Genomic DNA, 20,387 nt, shown 5'->3' with positions numbered 1-20,387 from the left:
CGCCGTTCCGGCCGACAAGCAGTTCCTGTTCCCTGGTTTCGATTGTCCTTTTAAACTATATATCGTGATTCTCCCGTTCTGCTCCGCTACCGTCAGGAGTCGCCTGACTCCACATCGGAGTCTGCCCGTATCGCTTCCCCTTCGCGGTCGGCATCGTGTGCGTTTCTGTGCTCGTGTCCGGGAGCGGGGCTGTCGCCATCGTCTCCATCGCCGACCGTAACGCGGGCAACACCCGTCGTATTATCGAAGACGTGGTGACGGTGTGGGTACGCGAACTCGATATCCAGATCCGCGAAGCGTGACCGGACCGCCGACTGGACCTCTGAACGGGCGATCCGCTGTTTGTAGGGGTGTTGGACCCAGAACGCCAGCGTAAGCACGACTCCGTTGTCAGCGTAGGAGTCAATGGTACAGACCGGCGCAGCCGCATATCGGGCGCTCCCAATCCGGATATCCGGACCACCGCCGATAACCATGTCGACGCTTCGCGCCGCCCGCTCTGCGTGTCGACGAGCAGCCTCGAGGTCACTCTCGTAGGTCACCTCGAACTCGACCGAGATTCGCGTCCGCTCGTCCTCCGCGGAGTAGTTGATGACATCACGGTTGTAGATCTCCGAGTTCGGGATCACGATGAAGGTGTTCTCGAGTGTGAAAATTTTCGTGTACCTGATCGTGATGTCCTCGACGAAACCGGTGTGGCCCTCGTCGATGATTTCGATCATGTCGCCGATTTCGTAGGGCCGATCTGCGAGCACGAAGATTCCAGTAACGAAACTACTGACCAGCGGTGCGAGGACGACGGCGATGACGGCGGAGATAACGGTAACCGAGAGGAGAATTTCTGTATCACCGACGCCAAGTACGCCAGCCGCGACGGCGAACGCCACGACGAGCACGGAGATTCGCACCCCACGGAGAACCGTTCGGGTGACGCTCGGCCGCTCGATTCGGCGAGCAACGGTCCGACCAGTGAGACGGACGACGACGTTCGAGAGGTACCAGCCGATCACCAGCACGACGACTGCCACGATGACCTCGCTGACACCGAAGGGAACGTTGTCCTGGAGCACCTCGACGGGTGATCGCGTCCCCTCCAGCAGGTCCTCTAGCATGGGAACAAACTCACGGCGGCAGTGGTTAAGGGTTCTGTCCGCACACTCGGGTATTCAGTTTCGACGCGAGTGCAGTGGCGGTCGTGGCCCCGCTTTCAGCCCTCGGTGTGGTCTTCGAACAGGTCGTGAGAAGCCATGAACGGCGCTCGCTTTCGACCCAACGTGAAACTAACCTGATTTCGAAAAGAGATGCTACTCGATGCATAATAAATCATTTATCCATCGGGACCGTAGGTGTGGGTATGGCATCAGACGAACTGCGCTCGACCGTCGAGCGCGTCGGGGATCGGTTCAACCTCGGCGAGTACGAGATCGACGCCTATCTGACCGTTCTAGAGCACGGCCAGCTCACGGCGAGCGAAATTGCCGACCGGACCGACATCCCACAGCCCCGCGTCTACGACACCGTCCGCAGCCTCAGCGACCGTGGACTGGTCGAACTGCGCGAATCGCGTCCGATGAAGGTCGTCGCGATCGATCCCGGCGAGGCCTTCGACGACGTTCAGAGTTCGCTCGAGCAGATGATCGACGAACTGGAGGCGCGCTACACCGCGCCCGCCCGTGACACCGAGGCCGTCTCGCTGGTCAAGTCCCGGTCGACGATCCTTCGATACCTGGAGGAGGTCATCGACGCCGCGGAGTACGAACTGTCGCTGTCGCTGACACCTGGTCTGCTGACCCGGTTCGAGGACGAACTCCGCAACGCCGTCGACGCCGGCGTTAGCGTGGATCTGCTCATTACGCCAGCCGACGAAGCACCCACACCGGCGGAGTTCGAGTACCAGAACGTCGCGACGACCGTCCGCGCTCGACGCGGGATCACGACGCCGGTCATCGCCGTCGCAGACGGGAACTACTCCGTCTACGCGACCCAGGACGCCCTGCGTGACGACCAGGACCGCTACGGCGTCATCTTCAACCGCTCCTCCCTCGGCTTCCTCGTCTCCGGCTTCTTCGGCACGGTCCTCTGGACGACCGCCGAAGAGACACTGAGCGAGGACGGCTCGAAGCGTTCCTACCCCCGCAGATACGCCTCGATTCGACGCTGCGTGAAGGACCTCATCGAGGAAGGTGGTGAGTTCTACGCCACCATCGAGGGCCGCGATGTCGAAGTTGGCGGCACCCGAATCGTTCGCGGGCGCGTCCTCGACATCTCCTTCGAGGTCAGCGAGGAGGTCGCGAGCCTCACCGTCGAGACCGAGGAAGGCGAGGAGGTCACCGTCGGTGGCCGCGTCGCCGCACTCGAGGACATCGAGGGACACGAGATCCACATCGGACGCAACAAACCGCCGTCGATCGACGACTAGGCGGACGGTATCGAGCGGTCGTTGTGAGTCGGCCGGCGGCTGAATGAGACGAACGGCTGGTGCTACAAACGCTATTTTCAGCGTGGCCATAGACGCGACGTGGGCACGACATGGTGTACATGGTGTACATGGCGTACACTGCGCGCTGTCCCCTCTACTCGAGACGCGAGCCACGCCACCGTGACCCCACGAAGAACTCCGTTATATCACTTGAGAGAGTCGTTCGTAATCAATGGTTACACCGGTTGCAAGACGCGACTGTTCAGGTTAAGGGCTCGTATGCAAGCCAACCACTAAGATAGTATGCGGTGTGACGTTACGTTCGATGGGACCGAGACCCACTGCTGGTTCCGCCGGTAATTCCGACCAGCCCACTGCTGGTTCCGCCGGTAATTCCAACCAGTCTCGAACGCGGGGCACGCGTGTCTCCCGTCGTTCGTTCGTGGCCGCAGCCTCGGCGACTACGGCAGTCGGGGCGACGACGATCGCTGGCTGTCTTGGCCGCGGACACGATCCAGACACGGTGATCATGACCGGGGCGACGGACTTCGAGGAAATTCTACACACCGACGGTGACGAACCCGACGTCCAGCAGGCGCTGTGGGACGTCGGACTCGACGAGGACATCAGGGTCGAGGTCCAGACAGTCGTCAGCGACTCCGCACAGCGGATGCAGGAAGCCCAGTCGACCCTGCAAGCCGGCCGCGCGCCACCCGACATCCACATGATGGACACGGGCTGGACGATTCCCTTCATCCTGCGCGAGCAGACGACGAACCTCACCGAGGAACTCCCCGACGACGTGGTCGACCGGATCGAGGACGTCTATCTCGACGAGGTACTCGAGACGGCCCGCCATCCGGAGACCGACGACATCCACGGACTGCCGCTGTTTCCTGACTTCGGGATGATGCTGTACCGCCAGGACCTCGTCGAGGATGCCGGCCACGACACGAGCGACTGGGCGACGGAGCCGCCGAGCTGGGAAACGTTCTCGCAGGCGGTCGCCGACGCACAGGACGAGGCCGGACTCAACTACGGTCTCACGACACAGGCGGCCGCATTCGAGGGGCTTGCCTGCTGTACGTTCAACGAGGTCATGTCGACCTGGGGCGGCGGCTACTTCGGTGGCACGGAGGACCTGTTCACCGCCGGCGACCGTCCGATCACCGTCACCGACGACAGCGTCCTCGACGCGATTCGCATGATGCGGGCGTTCATTCACGGGGACGATGACGAGCACGCACTCGAGGGCTACCCACAGATCTGTCCGTCGGCCATCGTTCAGTGGACCGAGGAGGAGTCACTCAGCCCGTTCGAGGGCGGTGATGCGGTCGCGAACCGGAACTGGCCGTTCGCGATCGCTGCGACGGGAGAAGACGACGCCTTCGGTGAAGATCTTGGCGTCATCACACAGCCGTACGCGGTCTCCGAAGACGAAGCCGAGTTCGAGGGCGTCGGTGGCACGGCTGCTGCGCTCGGGGGCTGGAATCTCACCGTCAGTCCGTACACCGACCAGATCGACGAGGTGTTGCAGGTACTCGAGGCGTTCACCCACGACGAGGTCATGCTCACCATCTTCGAGTTGCAGGGCTTTCTCCCACCGAACATCGATCTGGTCGAGGAGGCCGATCCCGACGAGATCGGTCCGATCGCACGCTACGTCGACCAGATCCAGCTGGCGGGGGAGAACGCCGTGCCACGTCCCGTGACGGACGTCTGGCCCGAGCAGTCCGCGCTCATCTTCCAGGAGGTGAACGCGGCCTATCGTGGCGCGAAGTCGCCGAGCGAGGCCATGGAGGACCTGGCCGGACGCCTCGAGGGTAGCGAATCGGAGGTGGCAGCCCGACATGGTGAGTGAACCCGATGGCGGCACCGAGACAGGGGACCTCGAGGGTGGGATCGGCACGCAGACCGACCTCGACACCGAACAGGACCGCACCGGCAACCCCGTCGTCAACTGGATGGAGAATTTGAGTGAGGCTGCCTACGCCTACCTCCTCCTGATTCCGGCCTTCGCCCTGCTCGCGTTGATCGCGTTCTACCCGCTCATCATGACGTTCATCATGTCTCTGCGGGCGGACGAGACGCGCGGGGCGGAGCCACTCGGCGAGTTCGTCGGTATCGAGAACTACGTCGACATTTTGACGGGGAACGCGCGACTCGCCCGGCAGTTCCTGGACGTCGGCGTCACCTCCTCGTTCCCGTTCGTCGAACTCGGTGTCCCGTTCCTGCAGCAGGCGCTGTTCGTCACGCTCGCGTTCGCGGTGCTCAGCGTCTTCTTCGAGACGGTTATCGGCTTCGGGCAGGCGTACGTGCTCGATCAGGACTTCCGGGGACGGCGCTGGGTCCGGGTCGCGATCATCCTCCCGTGGGCGGTGCCGATCGTGATTCAGGGGATGCTCTTCTTCCTGCTGTTCCAGCCCGAGGTTGGCTTCGGTAGCGACCTCATGCAGTGGCTCGGTGTCTTCGGGGCCGACCCGCTGGCAGACAGTCGTGACTCGTTCATTATCATTCTCATCGCGGACATCTGGAAGTCGGCGGCGTTCATGGCGCTGTTGATCCTGGCCGGTCTCCAAAGCGTCGACCGGAGCCTGTACGACGTGGCGCGGGTCGCGGGTGCCTCGCCGTGGCAGCGGTTCAAGATGATCACGCTGCCGCTCGTCCTGCCGGCCCTGCTCGTCGCGATGCTGTTCCGCACCATGGACGCGATGCGCGTCTACGGGCTAATTGAGTCGACCGCGGGCTGTACGACCGTGCCGTCGCTCACGTGTCTCGTCGTCGAGGCTATGTTCGGCGGGACGCGTATCTTCGCGACTGCGGCAGCAGTGGCGTTCACGACCGCGCTCGTGATCGGGCTGATCATCTCGGTGTACGTGTTCTTCTTCCGCGACACCGAGGGAGGGATCTACTGATGACCGACGAGAGGACGGACGACACAGAAACCGACGAGACGTCGACCGGCACAGAAACCGACGAGACGCCAACCGAAACCGAAGCCGACGCTCCAGCAAGCACTGATGACAACGGCGTCGGCGTTCCCGAACACTGGGCGTACGCCCGCGAACAGGCTGCGACGGCGACAGATGGCGGTGCGACGGCGACGGATGACGGTGCGACGGCGACGGATGGCGGCCAATCAGCCGAGGCCGGCCAACAGCAGAGCAACGTCCTCGTGGAGGGCGAGGACGCCGAACTTGACCGCGGCCCGTTCCAGCGCTGGGTTGCGAGTTCGATTTCCAACCCGGACCGCGCCTACCGGGCGATGTTCTACACGGCGACGATATTCTTCCTGTTCACGACGCTGTTCCCGTTCTACTGGTTACTCATGGTCGCGCTGACGCCAGAAGGACAACAACAGGACATCATCCTCACGCCGAACGGCTTCAACCCCGGTGCGTTCGTCGAGGTCTTCCAGGTGCTGCCATTCCACTGGTACGTCTTCAACAGCTTCGTGATCGCGACGGCCTCGACCATCGTCGTGCTGGTCATCGCCAGCCTCGCGGGCTACGCCTTCGGCCGGCTCCAGTTCCCCGGAAAGATCCCGCTCATGCTGCTCGTGCTGGTGATCTCGTTCTTCCCACCAGCGGCCTTTTTCATCCCGCTGAACGACCTGTTCAACACGCAGTTCGTCGCACTCGAGCCGATTACCGGCGACGGCAGTCTCTACAACACGCCCGGCGCGATGGTGTTGCCCCTGTCGGCGATCTTCATGCCACTCGCCATCTTCATCCTCACGACGTTCTACTCACAGATCCCGGACGGCCTGGAGGACGCGGCCCGCGTCGAGGGAACCACGCGGCTCGGCGCGCTGTTCCGGGTCATCATTCCCCTGTCAGCTCCTGGTGTCGCGACCGCCGGCGTGTTGACGTTCATCGCCGTCTACAACGAGTTCTTCTTCTCGTTCCTGATGACCGACGGCCAACCGGAAAACTGGGCCCCGATACTCGAGGGCATCCTCGGCTACCAGGGCCAGTACGAGGTGATGTATCACCTGATGGCGGCGTCGAGCATCATCGGGGTGATCCCCGTCGCGATTCTCGTCATCATCGCACAGGAAAAGATCGTCAGCGGCCTGACCGCAGGCGCGCTCAAGGAGTGAAAACGGAGGAAACCACACTATGGCACGCGTTCAACTCGAACACATCACGAAACGCTACGAAGACGTCACCGCGGTCAACGACGTCTCGATGGAGATCGAAGACGGCGAGTTCGTCACGTTCGTCGGCCCCTCTGGCTGTGGCAAGTCGACGACCATGGAAACTGTCGCGGGACTCACAAAGCCAACCGAGGGGAACGTCTACATCGGCGACCGCGAGGTGACGAACCTGGCCCCGAAGGACCGCGGCGTCGCGATGGTCTTCCAGAACATCGCGCTGTTCCCCCACATGGACGTCTTCGAGAACATCTCCTTCGGCCTCCGGTTACGAAAGTACGACGACGAGGAGGTCAGACGTCGCGTCGAACAGGCCGCCGACATCGTCCAGTTAGAGGGCATGCTCGACCGGATGCCCGACGAGATGTCCGGCGGCCAGCGCCAGCGCGTCGCCATCGCCCGCGCCATCGTCCGCAACCCCGACGTCTTCCTCATGGACGAACCGCTCGCTAACCTGGACGCCAAACTGCGCGTCCACATGCGAACCGAACTCCAGCGCCTCCACCGCGAACTGGGGACGACCATCATCTACGTCACCCACGACCAGGCCGAGGCGATGACCATGTCGAACCGAATCGCCGTCCTCAACGAAGGAAAACTCCAGCAACTCGCGCCACCACTCGAGTGCTACAACGAGCCGGCGAACCTGTTCGTTGCGGGGTTCATCGGGTCGCCATCGATGAACTTTATGGAGGGAGAACTCACGGCGACGGGGTTCGAGTCGGAGAACGTCGACGTGGCGTTCGAGCCGGAGCTGGTTCCGTCGATGGACGTTGGCGAGACGCTCACGCTCGGTGTCAGGCCGGAGGACGTACACCTCGTGGCGACGGCTGATGGCGTGGCCGAGCAGACAGCCGAACTGGGGGCGACAGCTGACGTGCTGGAGCCGATGGGCGATGAGGTGTTCGTCTATCTGCTCCTTTCGGAGGCCGCAGACCGGTCGATGGAACAGGACCCCGCGACTGCGTCGGATCAGTTGCTGATGAGCGTGACGCCGGATACCGACATCCACGAGGGGAAAGACGTCAACGTCGTCCTCGACCGCTCGAAGATCCACCTCTTCGAGACGGCGACAGGCGACGCACTCCGACACGGCCTGACGGAGCCCTCAGACGGCGGCTCCGGCCCAGCCGCGACGGAAGCCGACACGTGAGTCCCCCACCACCAATGGACAAAAGGTGGTTCGCCCCCAAGGTTTGGTATAGCGACAAATGGTGTACTTGTTCGAAACCGGCTAACAGATTCCCGCTATGACAGACGATCGCTCCGACATCAACACCGGAATTGTGGGCCTCGGTAACATCGGCCAGTACCACGCCGAGCGCCTCCGCGAGTTGAATGTCCCGCTCGTCGGTGGAATGGACGTGGCCGCGGAAGCCAGACAACGGTTCGCCAGACGGTACAACGTCGATGTCTACGAAGACCACCAGGAGCTGTACGAAACGGTCGACGCTGTGATCATCACGACGCCAAACAAGTACCACGAAGAGTACGCCGTCGACGCCTTCGACCAGGGGATCCACGTCCTCCTCGAGAAGCCCCTCGCCCACAACTACGAGAGCGCCGAACGAATCGCAACAGCCGCGCGGGAGACCGACAGCTACTGCATGGTCGGGTTCAACAACCGGTTTGCGAACACCGTCCAGATTCTCAAAGACCGGATCGACCGCGGCGCACTCGGTGACGTGACCCACGTCGAAGCCAACTACGTCCGCCGACGGGGTATTCCGGGCCGCGGCTCGTGGTTCACTCGCCGACAGATTGCCGGCGGCGGCGCACTCATCGACCTCGGCGTCCACGCCATCGACCTCGCGCTCTACCTACTCGAGTACCCACCAGTCATGGAAGTGTCTGGCATTGCTCGAAGCGAGTTCGGGTCGCGCGAGGAGTACGCCTATCTGGATATGTGGGGCGAGGATGTCGGCCCGCGAGGGTTCGACGTCGATGACTCGGCGAGTGCGTTCGTCCGCTGTACCGATGACCGGACGATCAGTCTGGAAGTCGCCTGGGCGACGAACCGACCGGCAAATCACAAGTTCGTCATCCACGGCTCGGACGCTGCGGCCCGATTCGACCTGCTCGAGGGCGGGTTGACAATTCACTCTGCGAGCACTGGCGGCTCGCCACATCTCGAGAATACGTCGATCGACACCCGCCAGAACGATACCCACACAGCCGAACAACGGGCGTTCTTCGACCGAGTTCTCGGCAAGAACGGCGGCAACGGGAGCGTCGAGCAGGCGCTGTTGGTACAGGAAATCATCGACGGAATCTACCGCTCGAGCGATACAAAGACGACCATTTCGTTCGACGAGTAGCGGTTCAGTCGGCCGCCGCACCCGCGTTTTATCTCGCCGCTTCTCGTTCGTCGTCTCGTATGCAACTCGGCGTTCACACTCCACCGCTCGCTGATGAGTCACTCGAGGGCGCGCTCTCGTATCTCGCCGAACAGGGCGTCGACGCACTCGAGCCGGGCGTCGGCGGTCACCCCGGACAGGACCATCTACCTCGTGCAGAGTACCTCCACGATGCGGATGCACAGGCGGCGGTACACGACCTCCTCGAGGAGTACGGACTGGAGATCAGCGCGCTTGCGACGCACAACAATCCGCTCCATCCGGACGACGAGCGCGCGGCGACCGCCGACACCGAACTCCGTGAAGCGATCGAACTGGCCGACCAGCTCGACGTCGGCGTCGTCACCTGCTTCTCGGGCCTGCCAGCGGGCGGTCCGGACGACGAGGTGCCGAACTGGATCACGGCACCGTGGCCGCCCGAGCACGACGAAGCGCTGTCTTATCAGTGGGACGTGGCCGTCGACTACTGGACAGACATCGCTGCTCACGCAGACGAGCACGATGTCGACGTAGCCATCGAGATGCACCCAAACATGCTGGTCTACGAACCACACGGGATGGCCCGCCTGCGCGAGGAAACCGGCGAACGGATCGGAGCAAATTTCGATCCGTCACACCTCTACTGGCAAGGAATTACGATCAGCGACGCGATTCGATATCTGGGCGAGCGTGATGCGATCCATCACGTCCACGCGAAGGACACCAAAATTTACGACGCGCAGGCCCGCGAGAAGGGCGTCCTCGATACGACGGCCTACGACGACGAACCGAATCGCTCGTGGCTGTTCCGGTCAGTCGGCTACGGCCACGGCGAGACCCACTGGAAGGATATCGTCTCAACCCTGCGGATGGTCGGTTACGACGGCACCCTCAGCATCGAACACGAGGACTCGCTCACGAGTTCCCGCGAGGGACTCGAGAAGGCCATCGACCTCCTCCAGCGGGCGCTGTTCGAGACCGAACCCGGGGAGGCGTACTGGGCAGAGTAGTACGGGTTGGAGGTGAGGTGGACACGAGCACGAGCACGAACACGAACACGAGCACGAACACGTACGCGAACGCAAACACAAGACCACAACAACGACAACGGCAACGGCAACGACAACGACAACGGCAACGATAACGACAACGAGAACTACTCTTTCCCAACACTAACCGACTCGTCCGAACCCGACACGTCATCCAGTTCGATCCGACCGTCGCTATACACGGTGACGGCATATCCCTCGTACTCGAGTTCGACTCGGCCGACGGAGTCAGGATCAGTCTGGGCCGGGGTGTCAGCGTGGGGTGTAGCGTGAGGAACAGGATGGGTTTGACCGCTGGTGCCATGTGTGACGTCTCTGAAGAGTGAGTCGAGTGCTTCTGGATTGATGACGGTGTACAGCGGGTCGTACGCCGGCGGTTCGATCTCGGTTGGGTCGACTCCCTCTCGATCGGCGACGGCTTCGATGATCGCCTGGCTTGGCGATACGATATCCTCGACTCCGGGTTTCGGCGGCGACGTATCGTCGGGGGAGGACATATCGATGACTAGGAGACTCCAAGGGATAAGGATACTGGCACCCTTCACTGTGGGACAGCTCGGAGAGGGGCTATAACGGTCTATTTCGTGGGGAACAGAATGCAGGTGGGTTTGATATCGAAGGCCGGTTGATCGGGATCGGAAAGCGTTGCTACTGAGTGGTGAAGACGACGGTGGAACGCGGATGTCAGGGCAGGCATACCCGCCTCACGCTCATTCGTGCACGCATACCCACCTCACGCTCACTCGTGCACGCATACCCGCCTCACGCTCACTCGTGCACGCATACCCGCCTCAGCCACACTCACTCGTATTTCTGGTCTGTGCGTCCGCGCTTACCAAGCTGTGAATCGAGATAGCTACGGATCGACCGGTGGATACCCCGAACCGTGTAGTTGCGGCCGATGTAGACGCTGATCAGTGCAAGCGCGGTTCCCGCGACGACATCCGAGAACCAGTGAATGCCGAGATACATCGTTGAAACGCCGACACTAATGGCCAGGACACCAGAAATCGGCACCCACAGTGGGTACTTTTCGCGTGTCAACCACGCGAGGAAGAACACCGTCATCGACAGCGATGTGTGCAACGACGGGAAGACGTTCGTGTTCTGGTTGACCTGGTTCGTCAACGACCTGGCCTGTGGGAAGACATCGTAGAGCAACGGCTCGAACAACAACGGGTCGTAGTTGCGTGGTCCATAGGCGATAAACAGGATGTAGAAGGCCAGCCCAATCGCATAGTTCACTGTAAACGCCAGAATCAACGTCGAGAGGTCATCCATCTCGTCGAGCGCGAAGTACGCGATGAAAGGGAACAACAGCAAGAACGCATAGCCGTAGATGTACACGAACACGAAAAACTCGGTGACAACTGGCGATGCGAACGCTTGCAGGACGGTCACCGGATTCACCGGGAAGAGCAACTGCTCCAATTCGAACAGATGCGGCGAAAGATTGTTTCCGAACACGCGGCGTTCGATCCTGATAACGATATCAACAGTCGACCACCGAATGAACAGCACAAACGCCAGCACCGCGAGCGGCAGCAAACACATCTCGAGTCGCCAGCGGGCATCCTGGAGCGCAGCCGCGATTCGACGCGGGCCGACGATGAGAAGCGTCGCCGTGACGAGCATCGCCGCAACCACGAGGGCGAGATCTAACACGACGCTAACGAGAGCCATGCGGGACTAGTAACTAGGGCTGGAGCACATTAATAGCGACCGGTCCTGAGTCAGTGCCATCGGCAATTGCGAGTCACCCCACACCAGTCCAGTGCATGATTCACCGAAAGCGACGAGCGGCGCAGATGGGACTCGAGACGTCAGCGAGTCAGGCGGAATCGGACGGGCGATCCAGTCGCCCGGTCGCGACGGCAGTTACTCGAGTAACACGTCATCGTCGTACTGGTAGCCGGCCTCGGTGAACAGTTGCCTGACGCGTTCGGGATCGATTTCGCCGTCAGATCCCGGGAATACCGAGATGGGGTTGGTCGATGTAGTGCCCTCGAGGGTAGCGTCGTCCTGACTGTACTGCTGATAGCCAAAGAGTCCAGTGCTCCGTGTGGGTTCTGATGCAAAGCCGTTGAAGAACTCAGAGACGACATACTCGCGGTCGATTAACTGTGAGACGATCTGTCGGAAGTTTGGATTGCCGAGTTCGGGGTGGTGGATGTTGTACCCGACCATGTAGAACGAACTCGTCGAGGTGGTGACCATCGAGACATCGTCTGCATCGGTGAGTTGTGCGGCCGAGTCGGGAGGGACTGCACCGGCCGTGACATCGATCTCTCCGTCTTCGAGCGCGTCGAGCATGGCACCGACGTTCGGATCAATTCGGTATCGAATGCCCTCGAACTGCGAGAAGTGTTCCAGGATACTGGGGCGATTTGGAACAGTAGACGAGCGAAGCACGTGATCTTCGAACGGCTCGAGGACGAGTTCGTCCGCCGATGTTTCGACGAGTTCGAAGAGACCGGAGCCGACTGGTTCCTCGTTGTCGTGGACGAGTGCCCTGGTTTGGCGCTCGGCGATGACCTCGGATAGTGGCTCCCAGATGTGCTGGGGCAGGATCGGGACCGAGAGGATACGCGTCGCAGCCGGGCGAGCGGTAGAGCCGAACGGGAGCACAACTGTTCGATCGTCGAGCACCTCGATCCGATCACTGTCGTCGATAAGCGTCTGTCTGTCCCGATACCGGGGTGCCGGGATCGTTCCATCGACGGCTCCGAGGGACGTATCCCCGAGGAACCGAAACGTGAAATCGACGTCGTCGGCATCGAGCGGTTCGCCATCGTGCCAGTGAAGGTCAGAACGAAGCGTCACCGTCGCGGTGAGCGAACTCTCCTCGTCCCACTCGATTTCTTCGGCGAGCCACGGGCTGTACGTCGCTGGCTCGCCCGGCTCTGACTCGTCAGTTAGTGACTGGCGGGCGAGCGGGTCGTACAGTAATTCCATCAACCCCTGCACTCGGTTACGGTCGACGATGAGAGGATTCAATCGGTCCGTCAGCGCCTCACCGTAGATGCCGAGTTCGAGCGGCCGGTCGAAGGGGCCATCCTCGAACTCCTGTGAGAGAATATCGATGATTTCGATTGCGCGCCGCGGTGGTCGTGAGACCGAGAGTGTCTCGCGAGTACCGCCGAGGCGGTCGGGGTAGGCGACGACGGTGAACGGCACCGTCTCTAACAGATAGTTGAACAGTTCAGTCAGTGTCTCTTCGCGCTCTGCCCTGTCAGTTGCCCGTTGCTCGTCGAGCAACTCGTCTGCGTGAATATCGGAGAACTGGAACGGATTCTGCCAGCCCCGTTCGGTGACAAACTGCGAGTGAAGCAGTCCATGGAGGGCGTCGTACTCGTCGAGTCCGGCATGTTTGAGGACGAAGACGTCGTAATCGCCGTCGATGAGAACGTCACGGTACAGTTCCGCTTCGGCGATCGGCTCGTGGGTCGCATCGATGCCAGCGGCCTGGAAATTTTCGCGAAGTTGACTCATGATCGTCGCCGCGATCGCGTCGTCGTCGGCAGGGACCGTCTTAATCGTGAGTTCGACCTGATCAGGGCCCGTGTTCTCCGCTCGCGACCAGAATCGCTCCGAGCACCCGGCGAGTGCGCTCAACCCGACACCGCTTGCGCCGGCAAGGAGGGACCGTCGTGTCACCGACGGAGCGACCCGTTTCATATCTCGGTTGATACGCAACCACGATGTATAGGACTTACTTTCACAGCGATAGATCCATGTCACGCCACAGACTGGTAGTCATCAACCCGCACACCTGACACTGACACTGACACTGACACTGACACTGACACTGACACTCGACTCGAGTGACCGTGAATTGGGCCGAATCAGACCGTCGTTAATCAGTGACTATCATGAACTCATGAGTGTATTCGATTACTGAGTCTCTTTCCTCCATTCGTATGGCGGCCATAACAATAGCCGAAACTGATCACTGTCGTTCTGTGGCACCCGTTCACACCCCGGTGTCGCAGTCGCTGCACGAAAACGGCGGCCAACCGGGTGGAGAGCGGCCACGAGAGACAATCATGAAGCTCGCACTCATCGGCTTTGGGCAAGCAGGCGGAAAGATCGTCGACGAGTTCCTGGCGTACGACAGCGCCATCGACAACAGTTTCGTCGAGGCCGCAATCGCGGTCAACTCCGCGACGACGGATCTGCAGGGACTCGATCGCGTTCCACAGAAGAATCGTGTTCTGATCGGCCAGGCGCGCGTGAAAGGTCACGGCGTTGGAGCGGACAACGAACTCGGCGCGGAAGTCACCGAGGCAGATATCGACGAGATCCAGGGTGCGATCGATCGCATTCAGGTCCACGAGATCGACGCGTTCCTGATCGTCGCCGGAATGGGCGGTGGCACCGGCTCGGGCGGTGCACCCGTACTCGCCCAACACCTGAAGCGCATCTACACCGAGCCCGTCTACGGCCTCGGTATCCTCCCCGGCACCGACGAGGGTGGTATCTACACCCTCAACGCCGCGCGGTCGTTCAAAACCTTCGTCCACGAAGTCGACAATCTCCTCGTCTTCGACAACGACGCCTGGCGCAGCGCCGGCGAGTCCGTCGGCAGCGGCTACGATCGGATCAACCGGGAAATCGTCGAGCGCTTCGGACTGCTATTCGCAGCCGGCGAAGTCGGCCACGGCGACCACGTCGCCGAGAGCGTCGTCGACTCTTCGGAGATTATCAACACGCTCGGCAACGGGAACGGGAACGGGAACGGCATCTCGACGATCGGCTACGCCAGCGAAGTCATCGAGGACGACTCGAGTGGTCTCCTCTCGTCGCTGCGCTCCGAGACGGAGTTCGACGAGGGCACCGCAACGAATCGCATGACGAGCCTCGTCCGCAAGTCGACGCTCGGCAGACTTACCCTCCCAGCAGATGCCGCAAGCGCCGACCGTGGTCTCGTCGTCGCGACTGGCCCACCGGAACACCTGAATCGAAAGGGCGTCGAGCGCGGCCGCCAGTGGCTCGAAGACGAGACCGGCAGCATGGAGATCCGTGGCGGTGACTACCCACTCCCTGGCGAGGACGAGGTCGGCGCGGTCGTCCTCCTCTCGGGTGTTACCGACGTCCCGCGGATCGACCAGCTTCAGCAGGTCGCCATCGAGGCCCAGGAAACCACCGAAAACGTCCGCGCACGAGCACAGGACGACTTCGCCTCGCTGGTCGACACGGGCGGCGAACTCGATGCACTGTTCTGACGCAGAACCAACCGACTGACGGTCGACACAGCAGTATTCGATACAGCAGTCCACGACGGATTTCGCATTCGAGTGTGGACTCGAGTTCTCGACGAATCGTCTCTGGTGTTCACCACCACTGATTCCAACGACACTGCCAGCGAAGCGGCCAGGCGTTCGGCGACACCGGCGACCACGCATCCACAGTACAGCACGAAACGACCGTTTGACTCCGTCTCGACCGCAGTATGTGGTGCATTCGAAGATACCGTTACGCCTCCCTTCGAGTCGATGACTGGTTTCCATCCATGTCAGTCATCGTAGTCGAACAATAACGAACTATGATACAACTGATCGACGTGATATGCCGAGACAGCATCAGCGGGGATCGAAATCGAATTCGAACGCGAACTCGAGTACGGGGCGATCAGTGCGAGCGGCAGTCAAATCGGTTCTACTTGGATCCGATGGCGTGACGACCATCGAGGAGTGTCGCCGGTGCGGGCGGACGACGGAGACGCCCGACACCGAGTGTCCGACGTGTGGCTGTACAGATGTCGTGACGTATCGTATCGAGTGAACACCGATTCAGTTACATCGAGTTCTGTGTCTGGGGCGCAGTCCACCGCCGTCGGTGGGCCCGCACCTATTAGTCGGGCTACTGGTTCAGTTGCCAGTCAATTGCCAGTCAGTTGCCAGTAGATAGCCGGTCGCTCACCCAGGCGTTCGACCGCTCCATGGCCACCCACCACCACCTCTGAATCACTCGAACCCCAGCGCGCTCACGTCGATCTCGGCACGCCGCTCGTCGAGCACCGCAAACCGCTCGCCGCGGCGCTGTTCGAGCCAGTACAGTAGTCGCTCGGCCCACTCGAGTTTGTCCGCCTTCACCGCATCCACGGACTCGTCGTCGAAATCCCAGCCGACGAAGACGAGGCGGGCCGCACCGAGGTGATCCGCGAGAAACGCGGCCCGGTCACCGTCCGTAAAGCCGCCGAAATTCCGTACTGGCCCGCTCGGCGCAGCCTGCGTCGTCGGGAGGACGAACTCGTCGTCACAGTCGGGAACGACGCGCCGAATGGCGGGGATATTGTCGCCGTGAGCGTGGACCGCTACCGGCACGCCGGCCGCCGTGAGCTGTGTCACTGTCTCCGGGTTCTTGTCCAGGTCGGTCACCATACAGTCGACCGGGATATCGTGGGCGGCAAGCACGTCGGCAGCCGTCGACGCCGCGATAACCACATCGGCTTCACGAGCGGACTCGAGTGCCCCCTCCGTCTCGAGTGAGGGGCCGGCACCGGCGATGGCAACGGTGGCGTCGTCGACCGCGGCGAGGTGTGCGAGGTCGAACGACGTGGTGAGCGAGGCGAGGATGTCACGGGCTTGTTCGTCTCCCTCGCGGGGATAGCCGAAGTCTCGGCAGATAGTATCGTAGACGGGTTCCCAGGTCTCGAACTCCATTGTCGGTTGTCGGAGACTCGGTTGCTGGCGGTTTGTGTCGTTCGGTTACCCGACAGCGTCGTCACTGTGCAACGTAGTGTCCCAATAATTCTGAGTTGTGGGCCGGGGAGTCGCCTCCAAAGTACCCCTACCCGGGAGGCCGCCCGGCGTCCACTCTTTCATTTCGAAGCCTTCGGTATAAGCTTTCTCTTACTGCAGCAGATTGTCGAGTTCGTCACCGATCGGTTCAATTTCGCCATCTGAGGCCGCAAGCCGTGCGGAAACAGCACTTATTGAATCCGTCGAGCCGAGCAAAATCGTCTCCTCGTCGACTGTTCGCTGCACCGAAATGTTCCCTCCGGAACCGTTCCCAACACCGTCCCCGTCAGGGCTATTACCACTGCCACTGTCATCCTGGCAACCAGTGGCTGTCACTTCCCCACGAACCGTCTCGACCGCCGCTGTAAGCTCGTCAAACTGACTCGACGAGAGTCCGGTGAACTCGAGTACCTGTGGCTGTACCGTGCCCACGAGTTCAGGGTCGACACCGCGCTCTCGAAGCTGGCGTTCGAACGTCCGCGAGGTGTGAGTGTCGAGGCGTGAGACGGTCACCGAGCCGGTGGAGACGCTCGCACGCTCGGAAAACGCCGACCCAATGAGCGCTGCGTCACGCGTCTCGGCCACGTCGTGGGTTCGGATGACGTGTGCGCCGCGTTCGACCGCCATCGAGGTCGCTGCGAGGCTGACGGGGAGTCGTTCTTCGGTCTCGCGGTCTGCAATCGAGCCGAGGAAGTTCTTCCGGTTGATCGAGACCAGCATCGGCTGGCCGAGAGCGCGAAACTCCCGAAGGCGGCGGAACGTCTCCTGGTCGTCCGCGAGCGTCTGTGCCTCGCTCCAGCCGCCAAACGCGGGGTCGATAATCGTCTTGTCCGTGAGACCGTTCTGTTTCAGCGCCTCGTAAACCTGATCGACGTAGTCGGCCTGTGTCGCCCAGTCAGGCGACTTTCGAGCCGCCCAGTCAGTTTCCTCGACCGCGCCTGGGCGCTCGAGATCTGGCGGACTCGCCATCTTCGCGACGGCAGCGTCGTACTCCACACAGACCGTCGGCATGTCGGGGTCGGCAAAGCCCGCGATATCGTTGACCATGTCGAAGCCCTGCGAGAGCGCCTCCTCGGCGACCTCGTGGTAGCGCGTCTCGATCGAAAAGATTGCGTCACCGGAGACGCTCTCGATGGTCTCGAGTGCAATGTGGAGACGCTCGAGTTCCTCCTCGGCTGAGAGTACGTCGAAGCGTTTGTTCGCGGACTCGAGGCCGATGTCGACGATGTCCGCGCCTTCACCGATCAGTTCCTCGTCGACGTACTGGGCAGCCTCGCCGGGGTCGTCGTAGACGCTCGGATCGTAGGGGGATTCCTCGCTGACGTTCAACACACCCATGATCCGCGGCGGATGCTCGTCGCCGATGCCGAGCCCGGCCGCGTCGACACTGTTCATACCCGGAGTGAGGAGCGAAGACTGAAAATCAACGCGGTTGCGGTGAGGGATACAGGTGTACTCGGGCAGTTGCGTTCCCCCCCAGCAGTCAGTCCCACTGGCTGTACTCAAACATCCTGTCACGACCACTCCATAAACGGGAAGAGTCTGGTTTATAAGTGAACCACATCCACTGAATTTGGATCTGGTGAATGAGATCTGACGTGCGTGTACAGCATAATACGAGTACCACGTGAGCCAACTCTACCGTAACGATGGTCTCGTTACGACCAGTGGCCGACACTCGACTGTTCGTCGGACCCCGACTCCTCCGCTCTCTCGTGTTCGTCAGTTGAATCGTTCTTCCCCGTGCGTTCGCCGTCCGTCTCGGACTCGCCTGCATCACGACCACCCTCTTCCAGCGGCGCGAGTCGCGAATCTCGCAGCAGCACCTTCTTGACTATCGACGGGTTCTCGAGGAGTCGATGTTTCGCGTGCGCCCCGCGCCCGCGTCCCCGCCCCTCGCGTTCGGACTGAATGACGTTGAGGAAGTTCTGCTCCTGGAGGATTTCCTGGACCCGGCGCTCGGAGAGCACGTCGAAGTCGAGTCGGTTCGCGACCTCCTTATACTGGTTGTAGATGATCTTCGTCGGGAACTCCTTTTCCGTGCTGTTCTCGGTGAGCAGCGTCAGCGAGTACAGAATCGCTTTGGCCTGCTGTGGGGAGCCCTCGATGAGTTCGTTGAACCGGTCGGCCTCGGTCTTCTCCTTCGCGTCGCGGACGTGATCCGCCGTCACGCGCGTCGCGTTCTGCTTCTTCGCAATCCGACCCGCGTTCCGCAGGATGTCGATTGCCTTCCGCGCGTCTCCATGTTCCTGTGCCGCGAGCGCGGCCGTGAGTGGGATTACGTCACCGGAGAGCACGCCGTCGTGGAACGCGTCGCGGCGCTTCTCGAGGATTTCGACGAGCTGATTTGCATCGTACGGCGAGAAGACGAGTTCGTCCCGCGAAAGACTCGACTTGACGCGCTCGGAGAGATGGTCCGGAAAGTCGATCTTGTTCGAGATGCCGATGATCCCGATACTCGAGTCCGAAATGCGACGGTTCTCGCCCGCACGCGAGAGTTTGCGGAGGACTTCGTCGTCCTCGAGCATGTCGATCTCATCCAGAATAACGATCGTCACGTCAGTACAGCGGTCGACGGCCTGCCAGAGGCGCTTGTAGTAGTCGCCGGTTCCGAGGCCGCGGTCGGGAACCGTGATCCCGCTTTCACTCGAGTCGTTGACGAGTTGGGCGATCGTCTTGATGATCGAGGCTTCGGTGTTCTGTTCGCCACAGTCGATGAAGGCGTACTTTACCGTCACGTCGTCCCGGCGTGCTTCGCTGATCACGCGCTTTGTCACCGAGCGCGAAATGAGCGACTTGCCGGTCCCGGTCTTGCCGAAGATGAACAGGTGGTTGGGCTCGCTCCCGAAGATGGCCGGATTCAGGGCGTCCGCTACCCGTTGCATCTGTTCGTCCCGGCCGACGATGCGGTCCGGACCGGGCAGATGCGTGATTTCGAGCAATCGCTCGTCGGCAAAGACCGGATCGTCGTACCGAAAGAGTGGGTCGCGATCGTCGTTGGCGGACATTGCAGTACCGGGTGTCTTCCAACTGGACTGAAATAAAGGTATGGAGATCGATCGCGGATGTAAATAGCATGTGTTCGAGACTGTATCCGCCATAACACGCCGATTCAGGCGCGAGCGATGAAATAGCCGCCCTCGCGCTTCTAACTGCCGTGTGGAAAGCAACAAGTAGCGGTCACTGTGGCGCCGACACCGACACCCCCGTCGCGGATGTAAATTCGCAAGACTGCAGTCCAATCGAAGGCCAAAGATGCCCGTTTTGAATCCGGTTCCGAAAGCAGCGTGTGAACGAAGATCGGTGTAGAATCCACGCCCACTGAGCGACAAAACTAGCACCGATGTCTGACGCGCCGGACGAACGACGAGCCGTTCGGGACACACACCCCCGTCGCGGATGTAACGCCGAAAGGGTGGGGGAGGGTCTGACTGATCCCCAGATTTCGGAGAATATGACCGGTAACCTGGCGGATTTTTCACTCGCGACATAGGTGTGTTGCAAAACAGAACCCCCCTAGCCATACAGCGTTACAAACGCGAGGGTGGTGTGTCCCCCCTCACCAGGCTGTCGACACGTTCTCTCTACGGCAAAACGTCCGTTTCGAGTGGTGTACTACTCCAACACACATGCTGTTCGTTGTATTCAACATGTGTGTTCTAGAACTAGAGAGAAGTGAGTAAC

The 20,387-nt window shown here is 61.2% G+C and carries 15 protein-coding genes; 8 read left to right on the top strand and 7 right to left on the bottom strand.

The window, feature by feature from the left end; genetic code table 11:
- Nucleotides 1-92: 92 nt before the first annotated feature.
- Complete coding sequence (locus NMAG_RS00080) at nt 93-1,112, bottom strand: mechanosensitive ion channel family protein (RefSeq protein WP_004215765.1); 1,020 nt, start codon at nt 1,110-1,112, stop codon at nt 93-95.
- 242 nt (nt 1,113-1,354) lie between these two features.
- Here NMAG_RS00080 and trmB point away from each other — a divergent pair, with 242 nt between their 5' ends.
- From trmB to NMAG_RS00045, 7 genes are all read left to right on the top strand, one after another.
- Nucleotides 1,355-2,419 carry an HTH-type sugar sensing transcriptional regulator TrmB gene (gene trmB, locus NMAG_RS00075; RefSeq protein WP_004215766.1) on the top strand — a complete coding sequence of 355 codons (1,065 nt, stop codon included), beginning with the start codon at nt 1,355-1,357 and terminating at the stop codon, nt 2,417-2,419.
- Nucleotides 2,420-2,861: 442 nt separating this feature from the next.
- Entirely contained in the window at nt 2,862-4,280 is a 1,419-nt protein-coding gene (locus tag NMAG_RS00070; protein ID WP_004215767.1) for an extracellular solute-binding protein, read from the top strand.
- Nucleotides 4,270-5,334 carry a carbohydrate ABC transporter permease gene (locus tag NMAG_RS00065; RefSeq protein ID WP_004215768.1) on the top strand — a complete coding sequence of 355 codons (1,065 nt, stop codon included), beginning with the start codon at nt 4,270-4,272 and terminating at the stop codon, nt 5,332-5,334. Before NMAG_RS00070 ends, NMAG_RS00065 begins: the two co-directional genes overlap by 11 nt.
- Nucleotides 5,334-6,521: a carbohydrate ABC transporter permease gene (locus tag NMAG_RS00060; protein ID WP_004215769.1), complete on the top strand. Its 1,188-nt coding sequence runs from the start codon at nt 5,334-5,336 to the stop codon at nt 6,519-6,521. Before NMAG_RS00065 ends, NMAG_RS00060 begins: the two co-directional genes overlap by 1 nt.
- A 19-nt stretch (nt 6,522-6,540) precedes the next feature.
- Nucleotides 6,541-7,728, top strand: coding sequence for an ABC transporter ATP-binding protein (locus NMAG_RS00055; protein ID WP_004215770.1), 1,188 nt, complete (start codon nt 6,541-6,543; stop codon nt 7,726-7,728).
- A 97-nt stretch (nt 7,729-7,825) separates the two neighbouring features.
- Nucleotides 7,826-8,893 (top strand): Gfo/Idh/MocA family protein, encoded by a 1,068-nt coding sequence (locus NMAG_RS00050; protein ID WP_004215771.1) that lies wholly within the window; start codon nt 7,826-7,828, stop codon nt 8,891-8,893.
- Nucleotides 8,894-8,952: 59 nt separating this feature from the next.
- Nucleotides 8,953-9,921, top strand: a complete 969-nt coding sequence (locus NMAG_RS00045) for a sugar phosphate isomerase/epimerase family protein (protein ID WP_004215778.1) — start codon at nt 8,953-8,955, stop codon at nt 9,919-9,921.
- 146 nt (nt 9,922-10,067) lie between these two features.
- On the opposite strand, the gene NMAG_RS00040 is transcribed toward NMAG_RS00045, so the two are convergent.
- The 3 genes from NMAG_RS00040 to NMAG_RS00030 all read right to left on the bottom strand — a co-directional run bounded on the left by NMAG_RS00040 (nt 10,068) and on the right by NMAG_RS00030 (nt 13,638).
- Nucleotides 10,068-10,457, bottom strand: coding sequence for a HalOD1 output domain-containing protein (locus tag NMAG_RS00040; RefSeq protein WP_004215779.1), 390 nt, complete (start codon nt 10,455-10,457; stop codon nt 10,068-10,070).
- A 304-nt stretch (nt 10,458-10,761) separates the two neighbouring features.
- Nucleotides 10,762-11,643 carry a phosphatase PAP2 family protein gene (locus tag NMAG_RS00035; RefSeq protein WP_004215780.1) on the bottom strand — a complete coding sequence of 294 codons (882 nt, stop codon included), beginning with the start codon at nt 11,641-11,643 and terminating at the stop codon, nt 10,762-10,764.
- A 195-nt stretch (nt 11,644-11,838) separates the two neighbouring features.
- Nucleotides 11,839-13,638: an ABC transporter substrate-binding protein gene (locus NMAG_RS00030; RefSeq protein ID WP_004215781.1), complete on the bottom strand. Its 1,800-nt coding sequence runs from the start codon at nt 13,636-13,638 to the stop codon at nt 11,839-11,841.
- Between the two features lie 368 nt (nt 13,639-14,006).
- Between NMAG_RS00030 and NMAG_RS00025 the strand changes: the two genes are divergently transcribed.
- Nucleotides 14,007-15,185 (top strand): tubulin/FtsZ family protein, encoded by a 1,179-nt coding sequence (locus NMAG_RS00025; RefSeq protein ID WP_049916336.1) that lies wholly within the window; start codon nt 14,007-14,009, stop codon nt 15,183-15,185.
- Between the two features lie 741 nt (nt 15,186-15,926).
- On the opposite strand, the gene NMAG_RS00015 is transcribed toward NMAG_RS00025, so the two are convergent.
- The 3 genes from NMAG_RS00015 to NMAG_RS00005 all read right to left on the bottom strand — a co-directional run bounded on the left by NMAG_RS00015 (nt 15,927) and on the right by NMAG_RS00005 (nt 19,711).
- Complete coding sequence (locus NMAG_RS00015) at nt 15,927-16,625, bottom strand: 6-hydroxymethylpterin diphosphokinase MptE-like protein (protein WP_004215783.1); 699 nt, start codon at nt 16,623-16,625, stop codon at nt 15,927-15,929.
- A 189-nt stretch (nt 16,626-16,814) separates the two neighbouring features.
- Nucleotides 16,815-18,098 (bottom strand): dihydropteroate synthase, encoded by a 1,284-nt coding sequence (gene folP, locus NMAG_RS00010; RefSeq protein ID WP_004215784.1) that lies wholly within the window; start codon nt 18,096-18,098, stop codon nt 16,815-16,817.
- 263 nt (nt 18,099-18,361) lie between these two features.
- The gene (locus NMAG_RS00005; RefSeq protein WP_004215785.1) at nt 18,362-19,711 is read right to left on the bottom strand and encodes a Cdc6/Cdc18 family protein; all 1,350 of its coding nucleotides are present in this window, start codon (nt 19,709-19,711) and stop codon (nt 18,362-18,364) included.
- Between the last annotated feature and the right edge of the window lie 676 nt (nt 19,712-20,387).

Source organism: Natrialba magadii ATCC 43099, from assembly GCF_000025625.1.
GTDB classification, from domain to species: domain Archaea; phylum Halobacteriota; class Halobacteria; order Halobacteriales; family Natrialbaceae; genus Natrialba; species Natrialba magadii.
Note: the sequence above shows the minus strand (reverse complement) of the source record. Positions and strands in the feature narration are given on the sequence as shown.

Excerpts from the sequence above, each read along its gene's own strand:
- NMAG_RS00080 (WP_004215765.1), bottom strand. The coding sequence starts at position 1,112 with ATGCTAGAGGACCTGCTGGAGGGGACGCGATCACCCGTCGAGGTGCTC.
- NMAG_RS00055 (WP_004215770.1), top strand. The coding sequence starts at position 6,541 with ATGGCACGCGTTCAACTCGAACACATCACGAAACGCTACGAAGACGTC.
- NMAG_RS00060 (WP_004215769.1), top strand. The coding sequence starts at position 5,334 with ATGACCGACGAGAGGACGGACGACACAGAAACCGACGAGACGTCGACC.
- NMAG_RS00045 (WP_004215778.1), top strand. The coding sequence starts at position 8,953 with ATGCAACTCGGCGTTCACACTCCACCGCTCGCTGATGAGTCACTCGAG.
- NMAG_RS00015 (WP_004215783.1), bottom strand. The coding sequence starts at position 16,625 with ATGGAGTTCGAGACCTGGGAACCCGTCTACGATACTATCTGCCGAGAC.
- NMAG_RS00025 (WP_049916336.1), top strand. The coding sequence starts at position 14,007 with ATGAAGCTCGCACTCATCGGCTTTGGGCAAGCAGGCGGAAAGATCGTC.
- NMAG_RS00065 (WP_004215768.1), top strand. The coding sequence starts at position 4,270 with ATGGTGAGTGAACCCGATGGCGGCACCGAGACAGGGGACCTCGAGGGT.
- folP (WP_004215784.1), bottom strand. The coding sequence starts at position 18,098 with ATGAACAGTGTCGACGCGGCCGGGCTCGGCATCGGCGACGAGCATCCG.
- NMAG_RS00005 (WP_004215785.1), bottom strand. The coding sequence starts at position 19,711 with ATGTCCGCCAACGACGATCGCGACCCACTCTTTCGGTACGACGATCCG.
- NMAG_RS00035 (WP_004215780.1), bottom strand. The coding sequence starts at position 11,643 with ATGGCTCTCGTTAGCGTCGTGTTAGATCTCGCCCTCGTGGTTGCGGCG.
- trmB (WP_004215766.1), top strand. The coding sequence starts at position 1,355 with ATGGCATCAGACGAACTGCGCTCGACCGTCGAGCGCGTCGGGGATCGG.
- NMAG_RS00040 (WP_004215779.1), bottom strand. The coding sequence starts at position 10,457 with ATGTCCTCCCCCGACGATACGTCGCCGCCGAAACCCGGAGTCGAGGAT.
- NMAG_RS00050 (WP_004215771.1), top strand. The coding sequence starts at position 7,826 with ATGACAGACGATCGCTCCGACATCAACACCGGAATTGTGGGCCTCGGT.
- NMAG_RS00030 (WP_004215781.1), bottom strand. The coding sequence starts at position 13,638 with ATGAAACGGGTCGCTCCGTCGGTGACACGACGGTCCCTCCTTGCCGGC.